The 16,797-nt window shown below is 62.5% G+C and carries 22 protein-coding genes; 17 read left to right on the top strand and 5 right to left on the bottom strand.

The genetic code is table 11. The annotated features are described in order from the left end of the window. Positions 1–291: 291 nt before the first annotated feature. From X726_RS139230 to X726_RS139250, 5 genes are all read left to right on the top strand, one after another. On the top strand, positions 292–906 hold the full coding sequence (locus X726_RS139230) for a hypothetical protein (RefSeq protein ID WP_023673461.1): 615 nt from the start codon (positions 292–294) through the stop codon (positions 904–906). A 7-nt stretch (positions 907–913) separates the two neighbouring features. Beyond that, positions 914–1,762: a 23S rRNA (adenine(2030)-N(6))-methyltransferase RlmJ gene (locus X726_RS139235; RefSeq protein ID WP_023673460.1), complete on the top strand. Its 849-nt coding sequence runs from the start codon at positions 914–916 to the stop codon at positions 1,760–1,762. Positions 1,763–1,954: 192 nt separating this feature from the next. Next, positions 1,955–2,392, top strand: a complete 438-nt coding sequence (locus X726_RS139240) for a MarR family transcriptional regulator (RefSeq protein ID WP_023673459.1) — start codon at positions 1,955–1,957, stop codon at positions 2,390–2,392. A 109-nt stretch (positions 2,393–2,501) separates the two neighbouring features. Next, on the top strand, positions 2,502–2,924 hold the full coding sequence (locus X726_RS139245) for a VOC family protein (protein ID WP_031215552.1): 423 nt from the start codon (positions 2,502–2,504) through the stop codon (positions 2,922–2,924). 203 nt (positions 2,925–3,127) lie between these two features. After that, positions 3,128–3,574 (top strand): hypothetical protein, encoded by a 447-nt coding sequence (locus X726_RS139250; RefSeq protein WP_023673457.1) that lies wholly within the window; start codon positions 3,128–3,130, stop codon positions 3,572–3,574. A 97-nt stretch (positions 3,575–3,671) separates the two neighbouring features. Here X726_RS139250 and X726_RS139255 read toward each other — a convergent pair whose 3' ends face one another. Then, the gene (locus X726_RS139255) at positions 3,672–4,262 is read right to left on the bottom strand and encodes a TetR/AcrR family transcriptional regulator (RefSeq protein ID WP_023673456.1); all 591 of its coding nucleotides are present in this window, start codon (positions 4,260–4,262) and stop codon (positions 3,672–3,674) included. A gap of 95 nt (positions 4,263–4,357) precedes the next feature. On the opposite strand from X726_RS139255, the gene X726_RS139260 reads away from it, so the two are divergent. From X726_RS139260 to X726_RS139270, 3 genes are all read left to right on the top strand, one after another. Further along, positions 4,358–4,885: a DinB family protein gene (locus X726_RS139260; protein ID WP_023673455.1), complete on the top strand. Its 528-nt coding sequence runs from the start codon at positions 4,358–4,360 to the stop codon at positions 4,883–4,885. A gap of 580 nt (positions 4,886–5,465) precedes the next feature. Continuing rightward, positions 5,466–5,855 carry a hypothetical protein gene (locus X726_RS139265; protein ID WP_023673454.1) on the top strand — a complete coding sequence of 130 codons (390 nt, stop codon included), beginning with the start codon at positions 5,466–5,468 and terminating at the stop codon, positions 5,853–5,855. A gap of 340 nt (positions 5,856–6,195) precedes the next feature. Then, positions 6,196–6,792 carry a glutathione S-transferase family protein gene (locus X726_RS139270; RefSeq protein ID WP_023689091.1) on the top strand — a complete coding sequence of 199 codons (597 nt, stop codon included), beginning with the start codon at positions 6,196–6,198 and terminating at the stop codon, positions 6,790–6,792. 63 nt (positions 6,793–6,855) lie between these two features. Here X726_RS139270 and X726_RS139275 read toward each other — a convergent pair whose 3' ends face one another. Beyond that, positions 6,856–7,506 (bottom strand): outer membrane protein, encoded by a 651-nt coding sequence (locus X726_RS139275; RefSeq protein ID WP_023673452.1) that lies wholly within the window; start codon positions 7,504–7,506, stop codon positions 6,856–6,858. 411 nt (positions 7,507–7,917) lie between these two features. Here X726_RS139275 and X726_RS139280 point away from each other — a divergent pair, with 411 nt between their 5' ends. The 6 genes from X726_RS139280 (at position 7,918) to X726_RS139305 (ending at position 13,095) form a co-directional block, all read left to right on the top strand. Then, positions 7,918–8,682 carry an SDR family oxidoreductase gene (locus X726_RS139280; protein WP_023673451.1) on the top strand — a complete coding sequence of 255 codons (765 nt, stop codon included), beginning with the start codon at positions 7,918–7,920 and terminating at the stop codon, positions 8,680–8,682. 134 nt (positions 8,683–8,816) lie between these two features. Then, complete coding sequence (gene uvrC / locus X726_RS139285) at positions 8,817–10,754, top strand: excinuclease ABC subunit UvrC (protein WP_348626786.1); 1,938 nt, start codon at positions 8,817–8,819, stop codon at positions 10,752–10,754. Between the two features lie 170 nt (positions 10,755–10,924). Next, the gene (gene pgsA / locus X726_RS139290; RefSeq protein ID WP_023673449.1) at positions 10,925–11,521 is read left to right on the top strand and encodes a CDP-diacylglycerol--glycerol-3-phosphate 3-phosphatidyltransferase; all 597 of its coding nucleotides are present in this window, start codon (positions 10,925–10,927) and stop codon (positions 11,519–11,521) included. A gap of 1 nt (position 11,522) precedes the next feature. Further along, on the top strand, positions 11,523–11,780 hold the full coding sequence (gene moaD, locus X726_RS139295) for a molybdopterin converting factor subunit 1 (RefSeq protein WP_023673448.1): 258 nt from the start codon (positions 11,523–11,525) through the stop codon (positions 11,778–11,780). Between the two features lie 4 nt (positions 11,781–11,784). Next, positions 11,785–12,258 carry a molybdenum cofactor biosynthesis protein MoaE gene (locus X726_RS139300; RefSeq protein ID WP_023673447.1) on the top strand — a complete coding sequence of 158 codons (474 nt, stop codon included), beginning with the start codon at positions 11,785–11,787 and terminating at the stop codon, positions 12,256–12,258. Positions 12,259–12,327: 69 nt separating this feature from the next. Further along, positions 12,328–13,095 carry a YbaY family lipoprotein gene (locus X726_RS139305; protein WP_031215550.1) on the top strand — a complete coding sequence of 256 codons (768 nt, stop codon included), beginning with the start codon at positions 12,328–12,330 and terminating at the stop codon, positions 13,093–13,095. 3 nt (positions 13,096–13,098) lie between these two features. Here the strand turns inward: X726_RS139305 and X726_RS139310 are convergent, their stop codons facing one another. Continuing rightward, on the bottom strand, positions 13,099–13,575 hold the full coding sequence (locus X726_RS139310) for a cupin domain-containing protein (protein WP_023673445.1): 477 nt from the start codon (positions 13,573–13,575) through the stop codon (positions 13,099–13,101). 64 nt (positions 13,576–13,639) lie between these two features. On the opposite strand from X726_RS139310, the gene X726_RS139315 reads away from it, so the two are divergent. Further along, complete coding sequence (locus X726_RS139315; RefSeq protein ID WP_023673444.1) at positions 13,640–14,095, top strand: MarR family winged helix-turn-helix transcriptional regulator; 456 nt, start codon at positions 13,640–13,642, stop codon at positions 14,093–14,095. A gap of 86 nt (positions 14,096–14,181) precedes the next feature. Here the strand turns inward: X726_RS139315 and ndk are convergent, their stop codons facing one another. Further along, complete coding sequence (ndk, locus tag X726_RS139320; protein ID WP_023673443.1) at positions 14,182–14,604, bottom strand: nucleoside-diphosphate kinase; 423 nt, start codon at positions 14,602–14,604, stop codon at positions 14,182–14,184. A gap of 237 nt (positions 14,605–14,841) precedes the next feature. Between ndk and X726_RS139325 the strand changes: the two genes are divergently transcribed. Beyond that, positions 14,842–15,066 carry a hypothetical protein gene (locus tag X726_RS139325; RefSeq protein WP_023673442.1) on the top strand — a complete coding sequence of 75 codons (225 nt, stop codon included), beginning with the start codon at positions 14,842–14,844 and terminating at the stop codon, positions 15,064–15,066. Between the two features lie 9 nt (positions 15,067–15,075). Here X726_RS139325 and bluB read toward each other — a convergent pair whose 3' ends face one another. Next, the gene (bluB, locus tag X726_RS139330; RefSeq protein WP_023673441.1) at positions 15,076–15,711 is read right to left on the bottom strand and encodes a 5,6-dimethylbenzimidazole synthase; all 636 of its coding nucleotides are present in this window, start codon (positions 15,709–15,711) and stop codon (positions 15,076–15,078) included. Positions 15,712–16,015: 304 nt separating this feature from the next. Here bluB and X726_RS139335 point away from each other — a divergent pair, with 304 nt between their 5' ends. Continuing rightward, on the top strand, positions 16,016–16,528 hold the full coding sequence (locus X726_RS139335) for a DinB family protein (RefSeq protein WP_023673440.1): 513 nt from the start codon (positions 16,016–16,018) through the stop codon (positions 16,526–16,528). Positions 16,529–16,797: the final 269 nt, after the last annotated feature.

Raw genomic sequence — 16,797 nt, 5'->3', positions numbered from 1 at the left:
CCGGGCTGTCGGCCAGGATCACCCGGCGACCGGCGCCATGCAGCAGCCGCGCCAGGTGCAGCGCCACCGGCGCGCGGGCACCGGTGATCAGCACGGTGCTATTGGGCATGAGCCACCGGCATCGGTTGGAAAAGACGAGTCGATGCTTCTGCGGAAGGCTTCATTCGCCATAAGTGCCACATGGCTTGCGTGCCGCCAACGGACTCCACAAAGGTGGCTCCGCTGCGTCAGCCATCGCTTTTTGGCCTTCGGGGCGTTATTGGCAATCTGTTGAACACCCGGATCTCCTCAATGCGCTTTCTGTTTGTCCTGATACTGCTTGCCGGCGCCGCCATTGGCTTCGTGTATCCCTGGGCCATGAGCAATTTCTCCGGCCACGAGATCGGCGCCTGGCGCGTCTACGACCAGGGACGGTTTAGGCCTGTGACGGTGACGCTGAAAGCTGGCGACGCGCCGGTCAGAGTGCTGGTCGACCTGACGGCGAGGGCCGAGCGCATTGTCTCGCAGCAGCGCACTGTGCTGACGCTGACTGCCGCCACAGCCGGCCGCACGGTGCTTGCCTCGACGCTGCAATTCAACCACGCCGACAATCCGCGCCAGGTCAGCCCGCAACTGCCCGACAAGATCTTTCGCGACGAGGCCGGCGTGATCGAAACCGTCAGTCCCGGCGCCTATCTCTTCACCGCCGGCCCGGGCGACGCCGACGATATCCCGATACGCGCAGTGGATCTGATACTGCGCTCCGGCGCCGGTGAGATCGATCAACGCGCACGGCCGGTTGGCTATGGGCTGATGGCCGTCGGCCTGATCGGCTTCCTGCTTACTCTGGCTTTCGGCGGTCGCCGGCCGGAGAACCCGAACTCGAAGCCGCCACCGCCGCGTTGGGGCAGAGGCTCCTCGACATGAGCGCGGCATGAACTACCGTCACGCCTATCACGCCGGCAATTTCGCCGACGTCGTCAAGCATGTCGTGCTCAGCCTTCTGCTCGACTATCTGAAGCAGAAGGACAAGGCGTTCCGTGTCCTCGACACTCATGCCGGCATTGGCCGCTACGATTTTTCGTCGGCGGAAGCGCAAAAGACCGGCGAATGGCAAGGCGGCATCGGCCGCCTCATCGACGCCCCGATCGAAAAATCGGCGGCTGCGCTGCTTGCCCCCTATCTTGAAGCGGTGCGTTCGCTCAATCCCGATGGCGGGGTGAAGAAATATCCGGGCTCGCCATTGATCGCCAGGCACCTCATGCGAAAGCAGGACCGGTTGTCGGCGATCGAACTGCACGGCGCAGATGCCGCCAGGCTGAAGACGCTGTTTGCCGGCGATTTCCAGACAAGGGTGATCGAACTCGACGGCTGGCTGGCGCTTGGCGCGCATCTGCCGCCAAAGGAAAAGCGCGGCCTGGTGCTGATCGATCCGCCGTTCGAGGAAGCCGGCGAATTCGACCGCCTCGTCGACGGCATGCAGAAAGCGCACAGGCGCTGGCCGGGTGGCATCTACGCGCTGTGGTATCCGATCAAGGATCGCAAAGCGATCATCGCCTTCCGCAAGGCGCTCAAGCAATCCGGCGTCCCAAAATTGCTCGACATCGAGTTCGAGATCCGGCCGGCATCGCGTGAACCAAGCCTCGACGGCAGCGGCATGGTGGTGGTCAACCCGCCCTTCACGCTGGAGCGCGAACTGCGCATCGTGCTGCCGGTCCTGCACAGATTGCTGGCGGTCGAAAAGCCGGCGCACTGGTCGCTGGAATGGCTGGCCGGGGAGTAGCGACGCTTCGCAGCGGGCGACGCCCGCGGCAAAGACACAAAGTCGCTAGAGGTTTTGACGGTGGCGCCATCCGCGAATGCTCAGCTGTGTTCAACGAACCGAAACCATGGAGATGCACATCTAATCGGCTCGGCGTTGACGCTAATCCCAGAATCCGAGAGATAGATATCTAATTATTAGATTTCGAATCGAATGCCAAGATCGACAGAAGAGGAACTGGTCAACGCGATAGGCTTCGCGATGTCGCGCTGGCAGGATGCCGTCGAAACGTTCGATGGGACCGTCGCCGAAATCTATGTGCTGAGCGCTGCCGGGCGCCGCTGTCTCGGCGCGATCAGTCACGGCCCGCGGCCGGCAAACGTCGTAGCGAGGGAGACAAATCTCACGCCGGCGGCGGTCACGACGTTGATTGACCGGCTGGAAAAGCGCGGCTTCGTCAGCCGCCAGCCGGATCCCGATGACAGGCGCAAGGTCATGGCAGCGGCGGGCAAGAAGACCGAGGAACTCGTCCGGCGCTGCTACCATCCGATCTTCGAGGCAGGTGCCGCATTGCTGGAGAAATACTCGGTCGCCGAGATGCAGTTTTTGCTCGGCTTCATCGAAGAGGTCGAAGAGATGCAGAAGGCGTAGACCGAGAGGCTGCGCGGCAAAGCAAAACCGGTGCCTTGAGAGAAGGCATCGGAGGATGGTCCGGCGCAACGCCGGTCCGGTTTCAACTGTGTACTGTCAAGGAGACCCTATGCCCCGTATGATCTTCGACAACCTGCCCGTCGCCGACCTCGCTGCGTCGATGGCCTTCTACAAAGCTCTCGGTTTCGACAACAACCCGCACTTCACCGACGACACCGCAGCCTGCATGGTGCTGAGCGAAACGATCAACGTCATGCTGCTCACCCATGCCAAATGGCGTCAGTTCACCGATCGCTCCATCCCACCGGCCACCTCGAGCGAGGTCATGCTTGCCGTGTCCTGCGACAGCCGCGCGGCGGTCGATGCGATGAACGAGGCGGCGGCTAAAAATGGCGGCGCCGCCGACATCAACGCCCAGCAGGATTATGGCTTCATGTACAATCGCAGCCTGGCCGATCCTGACGGCCACGTCTGGGAAGCGATTTGGATGGACCCGGCCGCGATACAGCAGGGCGACGCCAAGCTAGGCTGAGCCGGGTTTCAGCACCCCGCCGGCCATGGCAGGCCGCTTTTCCCAAATGGGCAAGGCGAGCTTTTTCAAAGGCTCAGGACGTGGTTTCGCAGCTTCGCACCGGCAAAACCGGTTGCGGAGCGGGAAACCATCGTCAGTGCGACCGCTTGACCGCGCGCCGCCGAATCCGCAAAGTGGGCGCAGTCGACCTTTGAGAGGCTGCCATGACTCGCTTTGCCAAATCCGCTCTTGCTGCCCTGATTTCGCTTTGCACGCCGCTGGCCGCACCCCTTGGCCAGCCAGCGCAGGCCGCCGATCTTTCCGTCTATTCCGACGAGGACAGCGGCGTTTGCGGCGAGGCCTGGGTGCTAAGCAAGATCTCCAGCCGCTTCTCCTACCAGGTGCATCACGTGCCGCATCTGCCGGATGTTTCGATCACCGATTTCCAACGCATCCACCAGCATCGCTATCTCCCGGCCAGCGAAGAATGGCCGATCGGCCGCCGCTATTGCGGTGCCACCGTCAGCCTTTCCGATGGCCGCGCCCGCACCATCTGGTACTTGATCGAGGAAGGCCAGGGTTTTGCCTCGATCGGCGACAATGTCGAATTCTGCGTCTCGGGCTTCGACCGCTGGATGGTCTACAACGGCCGCTGCCGCGTCCTGCGCTAAGGTCGGATAAGAACCGCCGTTGAACCTGCTATCTCCCCGCAAGGGGGAGATCTGATGTCGCTCCGGTTTCGCCAATCTCCGAACTGCTGCCGCTGCCTCACATCGCCTTCCCACCAGATACGTAAGCGCAGATCAGCTCGACCAACTGCTTCTGCAGTTCCGGCGCGTCGAGCATGTCTCGCCGCGCGGCATTGTGGATGACGCCCTCGACCGCTGAGGACAGCACCCGGGCCACGGTCTCATTGTCCTTTCTGCGCCTGCGATATTGCGCCACCGCCGCCGTGTAGTGATCCAGATAGCGCGACTGGAACGAGGCATGGGCGGCGCGTGAGCCGCGATCGCCCGGCGCCTCGTCGAGCAGCACCTGATGCAGCGTCGGATGGATGCTGTGCGCATCGATCATGCCGCGCACCAGCTCCTGCGCGAATCGCTTGAGCGGCTTGTCGCCTTCTGCTGATTCGGCGATCACCGACAGCACCTGATCGAAATGTCGCCGGCGAATTGCTTCGACCAGCGACAGCTTGTCGGGAAAATATTGATAGAGCGAGCCGATGCTGACGCCGGCCGCATCGGCCACCTTGTTGGTGGTGAAGCCGGCCCAGCCGAGCGCGCTCAGAACATGAGCACCGGCTTCGATGAGCGCCTCGACCGTCGCTCTCGAACGCGCCTGGCGCGGCTGCTTGCGCATGCGTGAGCGCGGCTTTGCAATGCGAGTAGACATGTCTGCTCCAGCAGCCAAGAATATAGATAACATACTCACATTTTTTGCAAAGGATATAGACCATGGACGCGCTGGATTTGCTCCGCAACCTCTTCGTTTATCAAGCCTGGGCGAATGGTGAATTGCTGGAGAAGCTTGCGGGCCTCGACCAGCAGGAGCATATCGATCAGCGCCACACGGCGACCCGTCTCATCAACCACAACCTTGTCGTATCGAAGATATTCGCCGCGCATCTTTCCGGCACGCGTCATGGCTATGCGTCCGACAACACCGAGGACACACCGGCACTCGATGAATTGAGCGCTGATGTCGCTGCGATGGATCGTTGGTATCTCGACCATATCGAAGCCGTCTCGCCAAAGCTCATGTCAGAGCCTGTGCCTTTCACCTTCACCGACGGCGACAGGGCGATGATGTCACGCCAGGAAATGCTGACACATGTCGTCACGCATGGCGGCTATCACCGCGGCGAGATCGGGCGGATCCTGATGCAGATCGGAATTGCGCCGCCGTGGGATACGTTTGCCGTCCACCTCCACCACGCCGAGCCTTCGCGCCGGCTGCAGGTGCGCGAGCGGGTTGGCGCTTAGGGGCCTGCACCCCTTGGCTTCCAAGGGATCGCGGCTTCCTGGGAGGAGGATTCCCCGATCTTCGTTTCCCATTTCCGTTAGGCATCTCTTGCGCCGAAGCTGGCGATCTCCCTTCTCGTCTGGGAAACTCCGACACAACAGGGCTGTTCCTTCAAGTGCTGTCTTTCCTGGCTTCCATCCAACCACTTTCGATATACGAGTAAAAAGCTCGCGTTTAGTTTAGTGCTGTTCCTGCAACCGTGGGGATGAAGCAAGATCAGCCTCTGCTGTGCGATGATTGTTGCCATCCGATAGGCCGCCGATGACCGCGTGAGATCGACGGCGTTGCAAGACAATGTGAGCTTGACGAGAAGATCGTGTGAGTCGCGATATCAGAGATTTCTCTTGCAATAGTTCGCTGCGAAGCGGGAAGATTCTTTGCCGATTTCTGTGCCGATCATTGCGATCTTGCTCTCAGCGTAACCGAAACTTAATCTGCAAAATTCTATGTAATGCTTCGCTGGCTAGATACGCACGAGTCAGATATGCATTAGCTCGCCGGGTCACTCACGGCCATCGGCACAAACGCAAGGGGCATCGCATGGCAAAGACCACGACGAAGGCGCCGGCGGCGAAAGCGCCGGCAAAGAAAGCGGCACCGAAAGCTGCCGCGAAACCTGCAGCAGTAAAGAAGGCAGCACCGAAGGCAGCGGCAAAGCCGGCTGCCAAGGCAGCGGCAAAGCCGGCAGCTAAGGCAGTAGCAAAACCCGCCGCCAAGGCAGCAGCGAAACCCGCCGCCAAGAAGCCGGCCGCCAAGGCTGTGGCGAAGCCTGCTGCGAAGGCAGCAGCCAAGCCCGCCGCCAAGAAGCCGGCAGCCAAGGCAGCGGCAAAACCCGCCGCCAAGGCTCCGATGAAGGCCGCCGCCGCCAAGTCGACGGCCGCTGTGAAGAAGGCTGCACCGGCCAAAAAGCCAGCCGCCAAGAAGAAGTAACAGCGGTCCATCTCAAAGCTCCCGGGAACTTTGCCGACTGGCAGATTCCCGGGAGCTTTTTTGTTGTGATTTAGGTCTTGTTTTGATGCATGTCGTTCTCTCGAAATTGACGCCACTTCTGTAAGACATGCATGGCAATTTCCTTGTCGGCGGATTGGCCGCCTGGTTTTGCCCTTCTGGCAGTTGCTCCCTCAGGGAAGATCGGCCAACACTAAGGCGGTCGCATTCGATGGGGTTCAGGCGACACGCTCTAGACCTTTGCTTTACGCGCGTCGTTCTCAAGACCGGAATCGCATTTTTGAGCGACATGCACTGGCCGTCCGAAAACAGGGAACCGATCATGCCGAAGCTGCTCTACGCGTCCTCATCCCCCTACAGTTCCAAGGTGCGCATGGCAGCACTCCATGCCGGCATTGCCGTCGAGCTCGTGCCGGTCAAGACCGAGGACAAGCCTGCTGAACTGATGTCAGCCAATCCTCTCGGCAAGATTCCGGTGCTGGTGCTCGACGACGGCCGCTCGATCCATGACAGCCGCGCGATCACTCAGCATCTCAACCGCGCTTCGAAGAGCCTGTTGTTGCCGCGCAATGCCGACAAGCGCCTCGAGGCCGAAGTGCTGGAGGCGCTGGCCGACGGCATATGCGACTGCGCGCTGTCGATGGTCTATGAGCGGCGCACGCGTCCGGAGGAGATGGTCTATCAACCCTGGCTCGATCGCCAGTGGACCAAGATCACCGCCGCACTCGATTTCCTCAACGCCAATCCGCCGAAGCTGCCGAAGAAGATCACGCTTGGCCAGCTGGCGTTGCGTGCCTGCCTCGGCTACCTCTCTCTGCGCTTCGCCGGCAAATGGGAAAAGGGCCGCGGCCGCCTGACCCGCTGGGCAGCGCGTTTCGATGAGAAGTTTCCGGGGCTGAAGGTGGCTGTGCCGGCCTGACGGGCGAAACAAAAAAAGCCGGGCGCGAGGCCCGGCTTTCTTGTGTCGTGGCTTGAACGACAGTTAGAACTTCATACCGACGCCGAAGGTGACGCGGTTGTCGCTCTCTTTGACCTTGGTGCCGACACTGTCGAAGCTCTTGGAACCGAAGTCGGTGTAGCGGTACTCGACACGGCCGAACACATTGTCGGTGATCTTGATGTCGGTGCCGACGCCGGCCGTCCAGCCGAGCATGGTGTTGCTGTCGCTGTCGCCGGGGACCGAGACCTTCTGGTTCTTCAGGGCGCCGCCGCCGGTGCCGTAGAGCAGGATTTCCGGGGTCACGGCGTAACCCAGACGGGCGCGCAGCGAGCCTTCGAAGCCGCCCTTGGAATTGACGCCGCCGCTGTCACCCTTGACGCCATTGTAGCCGAGATCGGCTTCAGCACCGTACACGAAGTTTTCCTGCTGCCACTGGTAGCCGCCGAAAACGCCGCCGACAAAGCCCTTGGTCTTGATGTCGGGGCCGCCGTCCTGGACTTTGGCATGACCGCTGAAGCCGTAGCCGGCGCTGAGACCGGCATACGGGCCGGCCCAGGAAGCGACGGGGAGCTCGGCGATCGGGGCCGGCGCCGGGGGCTCTTCCGAGACGACATCGGCAGCAAAAGCGGTACCGCTGAGGGCGAAGAGCCCGAGCGCAACCGCGAGCGGCGCGAATTTGAGATTGGTTTGCATTGTTGTTTACTCCTTAAGCCACAAGACACGTAGGCTTGTTTGTCCTGAGCGCCATCAACCCGTCCGGGGGGTGAAACGGATCTGGCACTCAACGGTTCCGAATGTCGTGTCAAAATGCGGCGGCAGCGAACCTGAAAATGGGTCATTCCCCGGCACGAATGAGGCCGAAGCTTGACGTTGCATCTTCGCAACAGCGAAATGTCAGTACGCAGGCGATGCTGCACTGCACTCGGCTTGGTGCAACGGGTTCAGCGTCCTATATTGCGGTCCTGCCGACCCGAATCCGGGGCGGTGCCGGCGGCGAAAAAGCCGTTTCGCCACATTCCTGCCCCAGGCGGAAACGGCATTTAACCCCTGGACGCGTCACAATGTGCCGCCAGCCGAATTGAGGCGCAGATTGAGGATTGACAGATGATCGAAGCCGCCGGAACGGCGCTGGTGACGGGCGGGGGGAAGCGGATCGGCAAGGCGATCGTCGAGGATCTGGCCGCGCACGGTTTTGCCGTCGCCATCCACGCCAACCGCTCGACCGCCGAGGCCGACGCGCTGGCTGCGAGCATCAGGGACGGAGGCGGCCGCGCCGGCGTGGTAGCCGCCGATCTGACCGACATGGATGCGGTTGGCGATCTCGTCGGCCGCGCCGCGGCAGCGCTCGGCCCGGTCACGCTTCTTGTCAACAATGCGTCGCTGTTCGTCGACGATAGCGTCGAGGACTTCGACTGGGCGGCATGGGACCTTCACTTCGCCATCCATGTGAAGACGCCGGCGCTGTTGGCGCAAAACTTCGCCCGCGCCTTGCCGCCAGGGCAGGAGGGGCTGATCGTCAACATCATCGACCAGCGCGTCTGGCGGCCGACGCCGCGCTATTTCTCTTATGCGCTGTCGAAGTCGGCCTTGTGGACGCAGACCGAAATGCTGGCACAGGCGCTCGGTCCGCGCATCCGCGTCAACGCCATCGGTCCCGGTCCGACGCTGAAGAATACGCGCCAGGAAGATCATGATTTCCAGAAGCAGGTCGATGGTCTGATTCTGGAGCGCGGCCCGCAATTGGCCGAATTCGGCGCCACCATCCGCTATCTCTGGGATGCGCGCTCGGTGACCGGCCAGATGATCGCGCTTGACGGCGGCCAGCATCTTGCATGGCAGACGCCGGATGTGACAGGCATGGTGGAATGAGTCCCGCAGACCAGAAACACAAGACGCGCGCCGGCGCCGCCGACGATATGCCGCCCGAGATCAACCTTCAGGATGAAGCGGTCGAGGAGATCGTCGAGCCCGAGGCCACCGGGCCCGATGTCGCCTTCACAGCGATAGACTGGGCGCCGCATGCCGGCGACGCCGACGGCATGGTCGGCGCCGAGGTCATCCAGACATTGGTCAAGCGGCTGCCCAATGCGCCCGGCGTCTACCGCATGATGAACGCCGCCGGCGACGTGCTTTATGTCGGCAAGGCGCGCAGCCTGAAGAAGCGGGTGACCAACTACGCGCAAGGCCGGTTCCACACCGCCCGCATCGGCCGCATGGTGCGCGAGACATCGACGATGGAGTTCGTCGTCACCCGCACCGAAATCGAAGCGCTGCTGCTCGAGGCCAATCTCATCAAGCGCTTGCGGCCGCGTTTCAATGTGCTGATGCGGGACGACAAGTCGTTCCCTTACATCCTGTTGACCGGCGATCACGTCTCGCCCGGCATCTACAAGCATCGCGGTGCGCGCTCGCGCAAGGGGGACTATTTCGGACCTTTTGCGTCGGCCGGCGCGGTCGGGCGCACCATCAATTCGCTGCAGCGCGCCTTCCTGCTCAGGAGCTGCACCAATTCCTTCTACGAAAACCGCACCCGGCCGTGCCTGCTCTACCAGATCAAGCGCTGTGCCGGTCCCTGCACCGGCGAAATCTCGCATGGCGACTATGCCGAGCTGGTCAGCGAGGCGAAGGATTTTCTGTCGGGCCGCAGCCAGAAGGTGAAGACCGAAATCTCTGCCGCCATGCAGCAGGCCTCGCAGGAGCTCGATTTCGAGCGCGCCGCCATTTATCGTGATCGGCTGGCAGCGCTGTCGCATGTGCAGAGCCATCAGGGCATCAACCCGGCCACCGTCGACGAGGCCGATGTCTTTGCCATCCATCAGGAGGGCGGCCAGGTCTGTATCCAGGTGTTTTTCTTCCGCACCGGCCAGAACTGGGGCAACCGCGCCTATTTCCCCAAGGCCGATCCGGCACTGGAGGGGGCGGAAGTGCTGGGCTCGTTCCTGGCGCAGTTCTATGACGACAAGCCGACGCCACGGAACATCCTTCTGTCGCGAGGCGTCCAGGATCAGGAACTGCTGGCCGAAGCGCTGTCCACCCGCGCCGGCCGTAAAGTGTCGATCTCGGTGCCGCAGCGCGGCGAGAAGAAGGATTTGACCGACAACGCGCTGCAGAATGCCCGCGAGGCGCTCGGCCGCCGGCTGGCCGAAACCTCCACGCAAGGCCGGCTGCTCGCCGGCTTTGCCGAGACCTTCGGCCTGCCGAAGCCGCCGGTGCGCATCGAGGTCTATGACAATTCGCACATTATGGGCACCAACGCCGTTGGCGCCATGGTCGTCGCCGGGCCGGAAGGGTTTGTGAAGAACCAGTACCGCAAATTCAACATCCGCTCGACCGAGATCACGCCCGGTGACGATTTCGGCATGATGCGCGAGGTGATGGAACGGCGCTTTTCGCGGCTGCTGAAGGAACATGGCGATGTCGTTCCCCACGACGCGGCAGCCGGTGGAGCAGGCGACGACATCGAAGAGGACATCTCCGGCAGCTTCCCGGCCTGGCCCGACGTCATCCTGATCGATGGCGGCCAGGGCCAGATGAGCGCGGTGCGCAAGATCCTCGCCGACCTCGGCATCGAGGATCGCGTGGCGGCCATCGGCATCGCCAAGGGCCAGGACCGCGATGCCGGCCGCGAGCGTTTTTTCGTCAGAGGAAGGGACTCGTTTTCGCTGCCCGTCCGCGATCCCGTGCTCTATTTCGTCCAGCGGCTGCGCGACGAGGTGCATCGCTTCGCCATCGGTTCGCACCGCGCGCGGCGCAAGAAGGAATTGGTCAAGAGCCCGCTCGACGAGATCGCCGGCATCGGTCCCGGCCGCAAGCGCGCGCTGCTGCTGGCCTTCGGCACTGCCAAGGCGGTCAGCCGCGCGGCAGTCGAGGATCTGGTCAAGGTCGACGGTATTTCAGAGCAGGTCGCCAAGCTCGTCTACAATCATTTCCATGAGAGCTGAGCGCCGGTGACGCCGCTGTCCCGATGAAATGGCAGCAGCCGTTCTTTTCTCGCAGGCCACTCGAATCCCGGCAATCGCGCGCTATTTTCGTCTGGCCAATCGAATCTCGCCTGTTGACCCCCTACATCCGGTTCTGATTTGAGTACGCAGGCAGAAAGAGTCCCTGAGATATGGCCAAGCGCGCGTTCAACCTGCCCAACATGCTTACCTATGCCCGCATCGTCGCGGTGCCGCTGGTGGTGCTGTGCTTTTTTCTCGAGGGGCATCTGAAATCGAGCGACTTCGCCCGCTGGTCGGCGTTGATCATCTTCCTGCTGGCTTCGATCACCGACTATCTCGACGGCTATCTGGCGCGCGCCTGGCAGCAGACGTCCAACATCGGCAAGATGCTGGATCCGATCGCCGATAAACTGCTGGTCGCCACCTGCCTGCTGCTGCTCGCCGCCGACACCGACCGCCATGCCGGCATCGCAGGCTGGTCGTTGTGGGCGGCAATCATCATCCTGTGCCGCGAAATCCTGGTTTCGGGGCTGCGCGAATATTTGGCGGCATTGAAAGTCTCGGTGCCGGTGACGCAGCTCGCCAAATGGAAGACCGCCATCCAGATGGTCGCCATCGCCTTCCTGCTGGCCGGGCCTGCCGGCGACAAGATCTTCCCGCTGACCACGCAGACCGGACTGGTGCTGCTGTGGATCGCAGCCCTCGTCACGCTCTACACCGGCTACGACTATTTCCGCGCCGGCCTCAAGCACATCATGGACGAGTGAGATGATCACCCGGCTCATTTATTTCGCCTGGGTGCGCGAACGGATCGGCAAGCCGGAAGAGGATGTCGAACTGCCCGCCGGTATCGAGACGGTGGCCGACCTCCTGCGCTGGCTGAAATCGCGTGGCGAGGAATATGAGCACGCGCTGCAATATCCTGATGTGATCCGCGTCGCCATCAACCAGGAACATGTCGAGCATCGCGAGAAGATAGCCGGCGCGCGCGAGATCGCGCTGTTTCCGCCGATGACCGGGGGCTGACACCATGTCCGGCGCGCCGACGGTGCGCATCCAGCGCGACGATTTCGACGTTGCCGCCGAGATCGCGAAACTGACCGGGGGTCGCGCCGACATCGGCGCCGTGGTGTCCTTCTCAGGACTTTGCCGCGACGAGCAGGGCCAGCTGTCGGCGCTGGAACTCGAGCACTATCCAGGCATGGCCGAGGCCGAAATCAGCCGGATCGCCGGCGAGGCGCTTCAGCGCTGGCCGTTGCAAGGCCTGACCGTCATCCATCGCCACGGCAAGATCGCACCGGGCGAAAACATCGTGCTGGTGGTGGCGGCGTCCTCGCACCGGCAGGCGGCGTTTGAAGCGGCCAATTTCCTGATGGATTTCCTGAAATCGCGTGCACCCTTCTGGAAGAAGGAGCACCGCGTGGACGGCACCGATGGCGGCTGGGTCGAGGCCAAGGACGCCGACGACCAGGCTGCGGCGCGCTGGAAGGCGCGGCCCGAATAAATCTCGGCGCAGCCATGTATTGACCGCATTCCCTTGGCCAAATCGCATCGGCAAAAAGGGAGCAAGGGCATGCTGGACAGGATCGCCGAATTCTTCGTCTTCGGTTTTGTGCCGCTGGTTATCGGCGTTCTGGCCGTTCCCGAGCCTTCCGTCGCCGCCGAGAAAACCCTGAAGGGCGAGGTGATGTATCGCGAGCGCATCGCGCTGCCGCCCAACGCCGTGCTGTCGGTTCAACTTGCCGATGTATCGCTGGCCGATGCGCCGGCCGCCATTGTCGGCGAGCGCAAGGTAGCGCCGGCCGGCCAGGTGCCGATCAAGTTCGAGATCAGCTTCGATCCAACGGTGATCCGGCCCAACATGACCTATGCGCTGCAGGCGCGCATCATCGCCGACGACAAGCTGCTGTTCGTCACGGACTCGCGCTATCAGGTCGATCCGCTCACCGAGGCGCCGCAGGCCATTGTGCTGAAAATGGTGGCGCCGAGCGACAAGCCGACCTCGGCCTCGCTGTTCGGCCAGAGCTGGCTAGTCGAATATATCGACGGTATCGGCGTGATTTCGGAGCCGCAGGCGACGTTCCGGGTCAGCGAAGCCGGCAAGGCGGGCGGCAGCGGCCCGTGCAACGCCTATTTCGCCACCGCCAAGGTCGATGGCGAGACCATCGTCATCAGCGACATCGGCTCGACCTACAAGGCCTGCGCGCCGGAGATCATGGCCGAGGAAAAGGCGCTGTTCGAGGCGCTCGCCAAGGCGGCGTCATACCGTGTCGATGGCGGCAAGCTGATCATCGCCGACAAGGACGGCCACGATATCTTGCGCTTCAACGCAGCGAGCTAAGAATCAAGACTGCGGCGGCGGCGGCGCCGGCGTCAGGCCGAACCGGCGCATCAGGTCCATCAGCCTGGTGCGGTCTGGCGGGCCGCCAGTGCTGAAGATGGCGAAGGCCTCGCGAAAATATTCCGGGCCGATCGCCGCCGGTGTCACCACGCACAGCACCTTGGCGGTCGCGGCGATGTCGTTGTCGAAGCGATGGACCGCGCCGCGCGGAATGCACAGCGCCTGGCCCGGCCCGATATCGTGCCGGTGTCCGTCGACGGTCAGCATCAGCACGCCTTCGATCCCGTACATCGTCTCTTCATAGTGATCGTGGCTGTGCGCCGGGGCGGGCAGGCGCTGCGAGCCGGCGACCGTCAGTTCGAAGGCGGCGATGCTGCCGTTCGACTGGTCGCCGGTAAGCAGGAAGCGCACGGCAAGGCCGCCATGGCTGATTGTCTCGTCGGCCGGATTGACGCTGATCTGGCTAGCTCTGTCTAGCATTTCATCCTCCCACGTGGTAAATTGAATTTACCGAAATGAGTAAACTCAATTTACCAGAGTGTCAATGCCATTATCCGCGGAAGCACCGCCAAAGAAGCCACCGCTGATCGGTGCACTGCTGCGCGTTCCGGCCATGGCCATTCACCGCAAGCTGATCAGGGATCTCAGGGCGTCGGGTTTCGAGGACCTCAGCCCGCCGCATATGGCGGTGATCCAATATCCCGGCCCGGATGGCCTTCGGCCGAGCGCGCTCGCCGAGCGCGCCGCGATGAGCAAGCAGGCCATGAATCAACTGCTGAAGACGCTGGAAGCGATGGGTTATATTACTCGCTCGGCGGCACCCGATGAGAGCGGCGGGACCGTCGTCCACTTCACCGACCGCGGGCGCGCCGCATACCAGAAGATGGCCGACATCCTGCTCGACGTCGAACGGGAATGGGCCGAGGAACTGGGCGAGAAGCGTTTCACGGAGCTGAAAACGCTGCTCGGCGACCTCTGGGACACGCCGCTCATCCGTTGAAAGCGGCATGAAGCCGAAGCCGGGACCTGACCAAAGAAAAAGGCCGGCGAAGTGCCGGCCTCTTGCATACATTGGTTCGCGTCGGCTCAGCCGACGATCTCGGTGTCGGAGAACCAGTACTTGATCTCCTGCGCGGCGGTTTCCGGCGCGTCGGAGCCGTGCACGGAATTCTCGCCGATCGACAGCGCGTGCACCTTGCGGATGGTGCCTTCGGCGGCGTTGGCGGGGTTGGTCGCGCCCATAACTTCGCGGTTCCTGGCAATGGCGTTTTCGCCTTCCAGAACTTGCACGATGGTCGGCGCCGACGACATGAATTCCACCAGTTCGCCGAAGAACGGACGATCCTTGTGGACGGCGTAAAAGCCTTCGGCCTCGCGGCGGCTCATCCACACGCGACGTGAGGCGACGACGCGCAGGCCGGCCTCTTCCAGCATCCTGGTGATGGCGCCGGTAAGATTGCGCCGGGTCGCGTCCGGCTTGATCATGGAAAAGGTGCGTTCGAGCGCCATGGGGTCGTCCTTGTCTTGAGATGGAAAGTCTTGAGATCGGAATGTGGAGTGGCGGGCTCTATACAAGCCGCCCGGCCCATTGCCAAGGGGACGCGCCCCGGCAGCGTTATTCGGCCGCGACCGCCAGCATGGCTGTTCGCAACGCTCTGGTCAAAGGCAAGGCTTGCGGGAAAATGGTGATTGCGCAGGCACGCACGGTTTCGAACGGAAATCAGCGGAACGGAAAGACATCGGACCATGTTTGACGGGACGCGCTGGCCCCACCTCCACCTCAGACCGGGCGACATAAAAGGGAGCCTTTGGATTATCGGCATCTTGGCTGCCGTGGGCCTTGTTCTGCTGCTCTTTTCGGGTCGCCGCACAGATACGAATTTCGGTTTCGGGCCTGGATGGCAGTGCACTCCGATGCCGAAGGGCGACCCGATCTGCGTCAAGCTCATCGCCAAGGAAGAGACGAAGTGATGGGCAGCTTTACCGCCTGATCACCACCTGCTGCCGCCGCCGCTCCCAGCCTTCGCGTTCCAGTGTCGGCAGATCATGCTCCTCGCTGGCATAGCCGAGGCAGAAATAGCCGATCAGCGTCCACTCAGGCGGGGTGTCCAGGATTGCGGCCATCTCGGCGGCGTCGAGGATCGACACCCAGCCCATGCCGATGCCTTCCGCCCGCGCCGCCAGCCACAGCGTGTGCACCGCCATGACGGCCGAATAGTCGATGGTTGCCGGCATCGTCATGCGGCCGAGCCCATGGCCCTGTTGCGTCGTGCGGTCGGCGAAAACCGCGAACTGGCAGGGCGCTTCATTGAGACCGGCGAGCTTCAGCCGGGCATAGAGAGCGGCGCGCTCGCCTGAAAAGCATTCAAGAGCTTCGGCATTGCACCGCTCGAAACAGTCTCTCACCGCGCCCCGCCGCTCGGCGCTCTCGACCACCACGAAGCGCCACGGCTGGCTGAGACCGACGGACGGCGCGATGCTGGCAAGCTCCAGCAGCCGCTCCAGCGTACCCTCGGGCAAAGCCGTCCGCTCGAAGCGCCGCACATCCCGGCGCCAGCGCAGCAGCGTGACCAGCCCGGCGCGAAAATCATCGGTGAAATCGGGGGGTGGTGGCATGGCGATCAGGAGACTTGTGTGGGGAAGAGGCAGTAGGCAGTAGGCAGTAGGCAGTAGGCAGTAGGCAGTAGGCAGTAGGCAGTAGGCAGTAGGCAGTAGGCAGTAGGCAGTACAGCCCTCAGACCCTATTGCCTACTGCCTATTCCCTAAGCTGCGGCCGCCGCCTCCTTCCAGCAAGGCGGGCTGAACGGACGGGTCGCGTCGTGTCCGGCGAGTTCATAGAACAGAATGGTCATTGGCGGCTGCGTCCTCGCGGTCTAATTAGGCGCCTGCGGCTGAAGCGGAACTCGTCGGCGGGAAAAAGATGAAACAGCATTTCATGATGTTCGCGGCCTACAATCAATGGGCCAATGGCCGCATCTACGATGCCGTCGCCGCACTTGACGAAGAAGAGTTCAATCGCGATGTCGGCGCATTTTTCGGCTCGATGATGGGCACGCTCAACCATCTGCTGGCCACCGACCGCATCTGGATGAAACGCTTCACCGGCGAGGGCGACGCGCCGGCAAAGCTCGACGCCATCCTGCACCGCGCATTGCCTGGTCTAAAGCTGGCGCGTGAGGCCGAGGACAGGCGGATCGTCGACTGGGTCGGCGGTTTGACCGAAAAGGCTTTGTCCGGCCGCTTCTCCTACATGACCGTTTCCGACATGCGCACCGTCTCGCAGCGGCTGGCGCCGGCGCTGGGACACGTCTTCAACCACCAGACCCATCACCGCGGCCAGGCGCATACCATCCTGACCATTCTCGGCCGGCCTTCGGTGCAGCTCGACCTGGCGTTTTTCCAACGCACCGACGAAGGCCGCGCCTACGCCTGATCTCCTGACCGCGCTTCCCGTTTAAACGCACGGGAGCGTTAACCGGTGCATTTGCGCGGCCGTCGATGCCCGGCACCAGCTCTGGATCCAAGCCGGGTTTGAGGACCCTGTCGGCACAACGCTGCCCGGTGACTGGGCCAGATGGCTGGGCTGTCAGTGGCCCGCCTTTTGTGGGCCTTCGGCTCCAGGCCGCCGCAGCCACAACCCGCTCCAACTCCGGTGGAATTTCTGTCGAGAGAATTAAACAGAGTTTAAATATTGAAGTAAAA

The sequence above is a fragment of the Mesorhizobium sp. LSJC285A00 genome, from assembly GCF_000503155.1.
GTDB lineage: Bacteria > Pseudomonadota > Alphaproteobacteria > Rhizobiales > Rhizobiaceae > Mesorhizobium.
The sequence above is the reverse complement of the archived record's forward strand: the minus strand, read 5'-3'. Positions and strand labels throughout refer to the sequence as shown.

Bases quoted from the DNA above. Each gene is read 5' to 3' on its own strand.
- X726_RS139230 (WP_023673461.1), top strand. From the start codon at position 292: ATGCGCTTTCTGTTTGTCCTGATACTGCTTGCCGGCGCCGCCATTGGC.
- X726_RS139235 (WP_023673460.1), top strand. From the start codon at position 914: ATGAACTACCGTCACGCCTATCACGCCGGCAATTTCGCCGACGTCGTC.
- X726_RS139240 (WP_023673459.1), top strand. From the start codon at position 1,955: ATGCCAAGATCGACAGAAGAGGAACTGGTCAACGCGATAGGCTTCGCG.
- X726_RS139245 (WP_031215552.1), top strand. From the start codon at position 2,502: ATGCCCCGTATGATCTTCGACAACCTGCCCGTCGCCGACCTCGCTGCG.
- X726_RS139250 (WP_023673457.1), top strand. From the start codon at position 3,128: ATGACTCGCTTTGCCAAATCCGCTCTTGCTGCCCTGATTTCGCTTTGC.
- X726_RS139255 (WP_023673456.1), bottom strand. From the start codon at position 4,262: ATGCGCAAGCAGCCGCGCCAGGCGCGTTCGAGAGCGACGGTCGAGGCG.
- X726_RS139260 (WP_023673455.1), top strand. From the start codon at position 4,358: ATGGACGCGCTGGATTTGCTCCGCAACCTCTTCGTTTATCAAGCCTGG.
- X726_RS139265 (WP_023673454.1), top strand. From the start codon at position 5,466: ATGGCAAAGACCACGACGAAGGCGCCGGCGGCGAAAGCGCCGGCAAAG.
- X726_RS139270 (WP_023689091.1), top strand. From the start codon at position 6,196: ATGCCGAAGCTGCTCTACGCGTCCTCATCCCCCTACAGTTCCAAGGTG.
- X726_RS139275 (WP_023673452.1), bottom strand. From the start codon at position 7,506: ATGCAAACCAATCTCAAATTCGCGCCGCTCGCGGTTGCGCTCGGGCTC.
- X726_RS139280 (WP_023673451.1), top strand. From the start codon at position 7,918: ATGATCGAAGCCGCCGGAACGGCGCTGGTGACGGGCGGGGGGAAGCGG.
- pgsA (WP_023673449.1), top strand. From the start codon at position 10,925: ATGGCCAAGCGCGCGTTCAACCTGCCCAACATGCTTACCTATGCCCGC.
- moaD (WP_023673448.1), top strand. From the start codon at position 11,523: ATGATCACCCGGCTCATTTATTTCGCCTGGGTGCGCGAACGGATCGGC.
- X726_RS139300 (WP_023673447.1), top strand. From the start codon at position 11,785: ATGTCCGGCGCGCCGACGGTGCGCATCCAGCGCGACGATTTCGACGTT.
- X726_RS139305 (WP_031215550.1), top strand. From the start codon at position 12,328: ATGCTGGACAGGATCGCCGAATTCTTCGTCTTCGGTTTTGTGCCGCTG.
- X726_RS139310 (WP_023673445.1), bottom strand. From the start codon at position 13,575: ATGCTAGACAGAGCTAGCCAGATCAGCGTCAATCCGGCCGACGAGACA.
- X726_RS139315 (WP_023673444.1), top strand. From the start codon at position 13,640: ATGCCATTATCCGCGGAAGCACCGCCAAAGAAGCCACCGCTGATCGGT.
- ndk (WP_023673443.1), bottom strand. From the start codon at position 14,604: ATGGCGCTCGAACGCACCTTTTCCATGATCAAGCCGGACGCGACCCGG.
- X726_RS139325 (WP_023673442.1), top strand. From the start codon at position 14,842: ATGTTTGACGGGACGCGCTGGCCCCACCTCCACCTCAGACCGGGCGAC.
- bluB (WP_023673441.1), bottom strand. From the start codon at position 15,711: ATGCCACCACCCCCCGATTTCACCGATGATTTTCGCGCCGGGCTGGTC.
- X726_RS139335 (WP_023673440.1), top strand. From the start codon at position 16,016: ATGAAACAGCATTTCATGATGTTCGCGGCCTACAATCAATGGGCCAAT.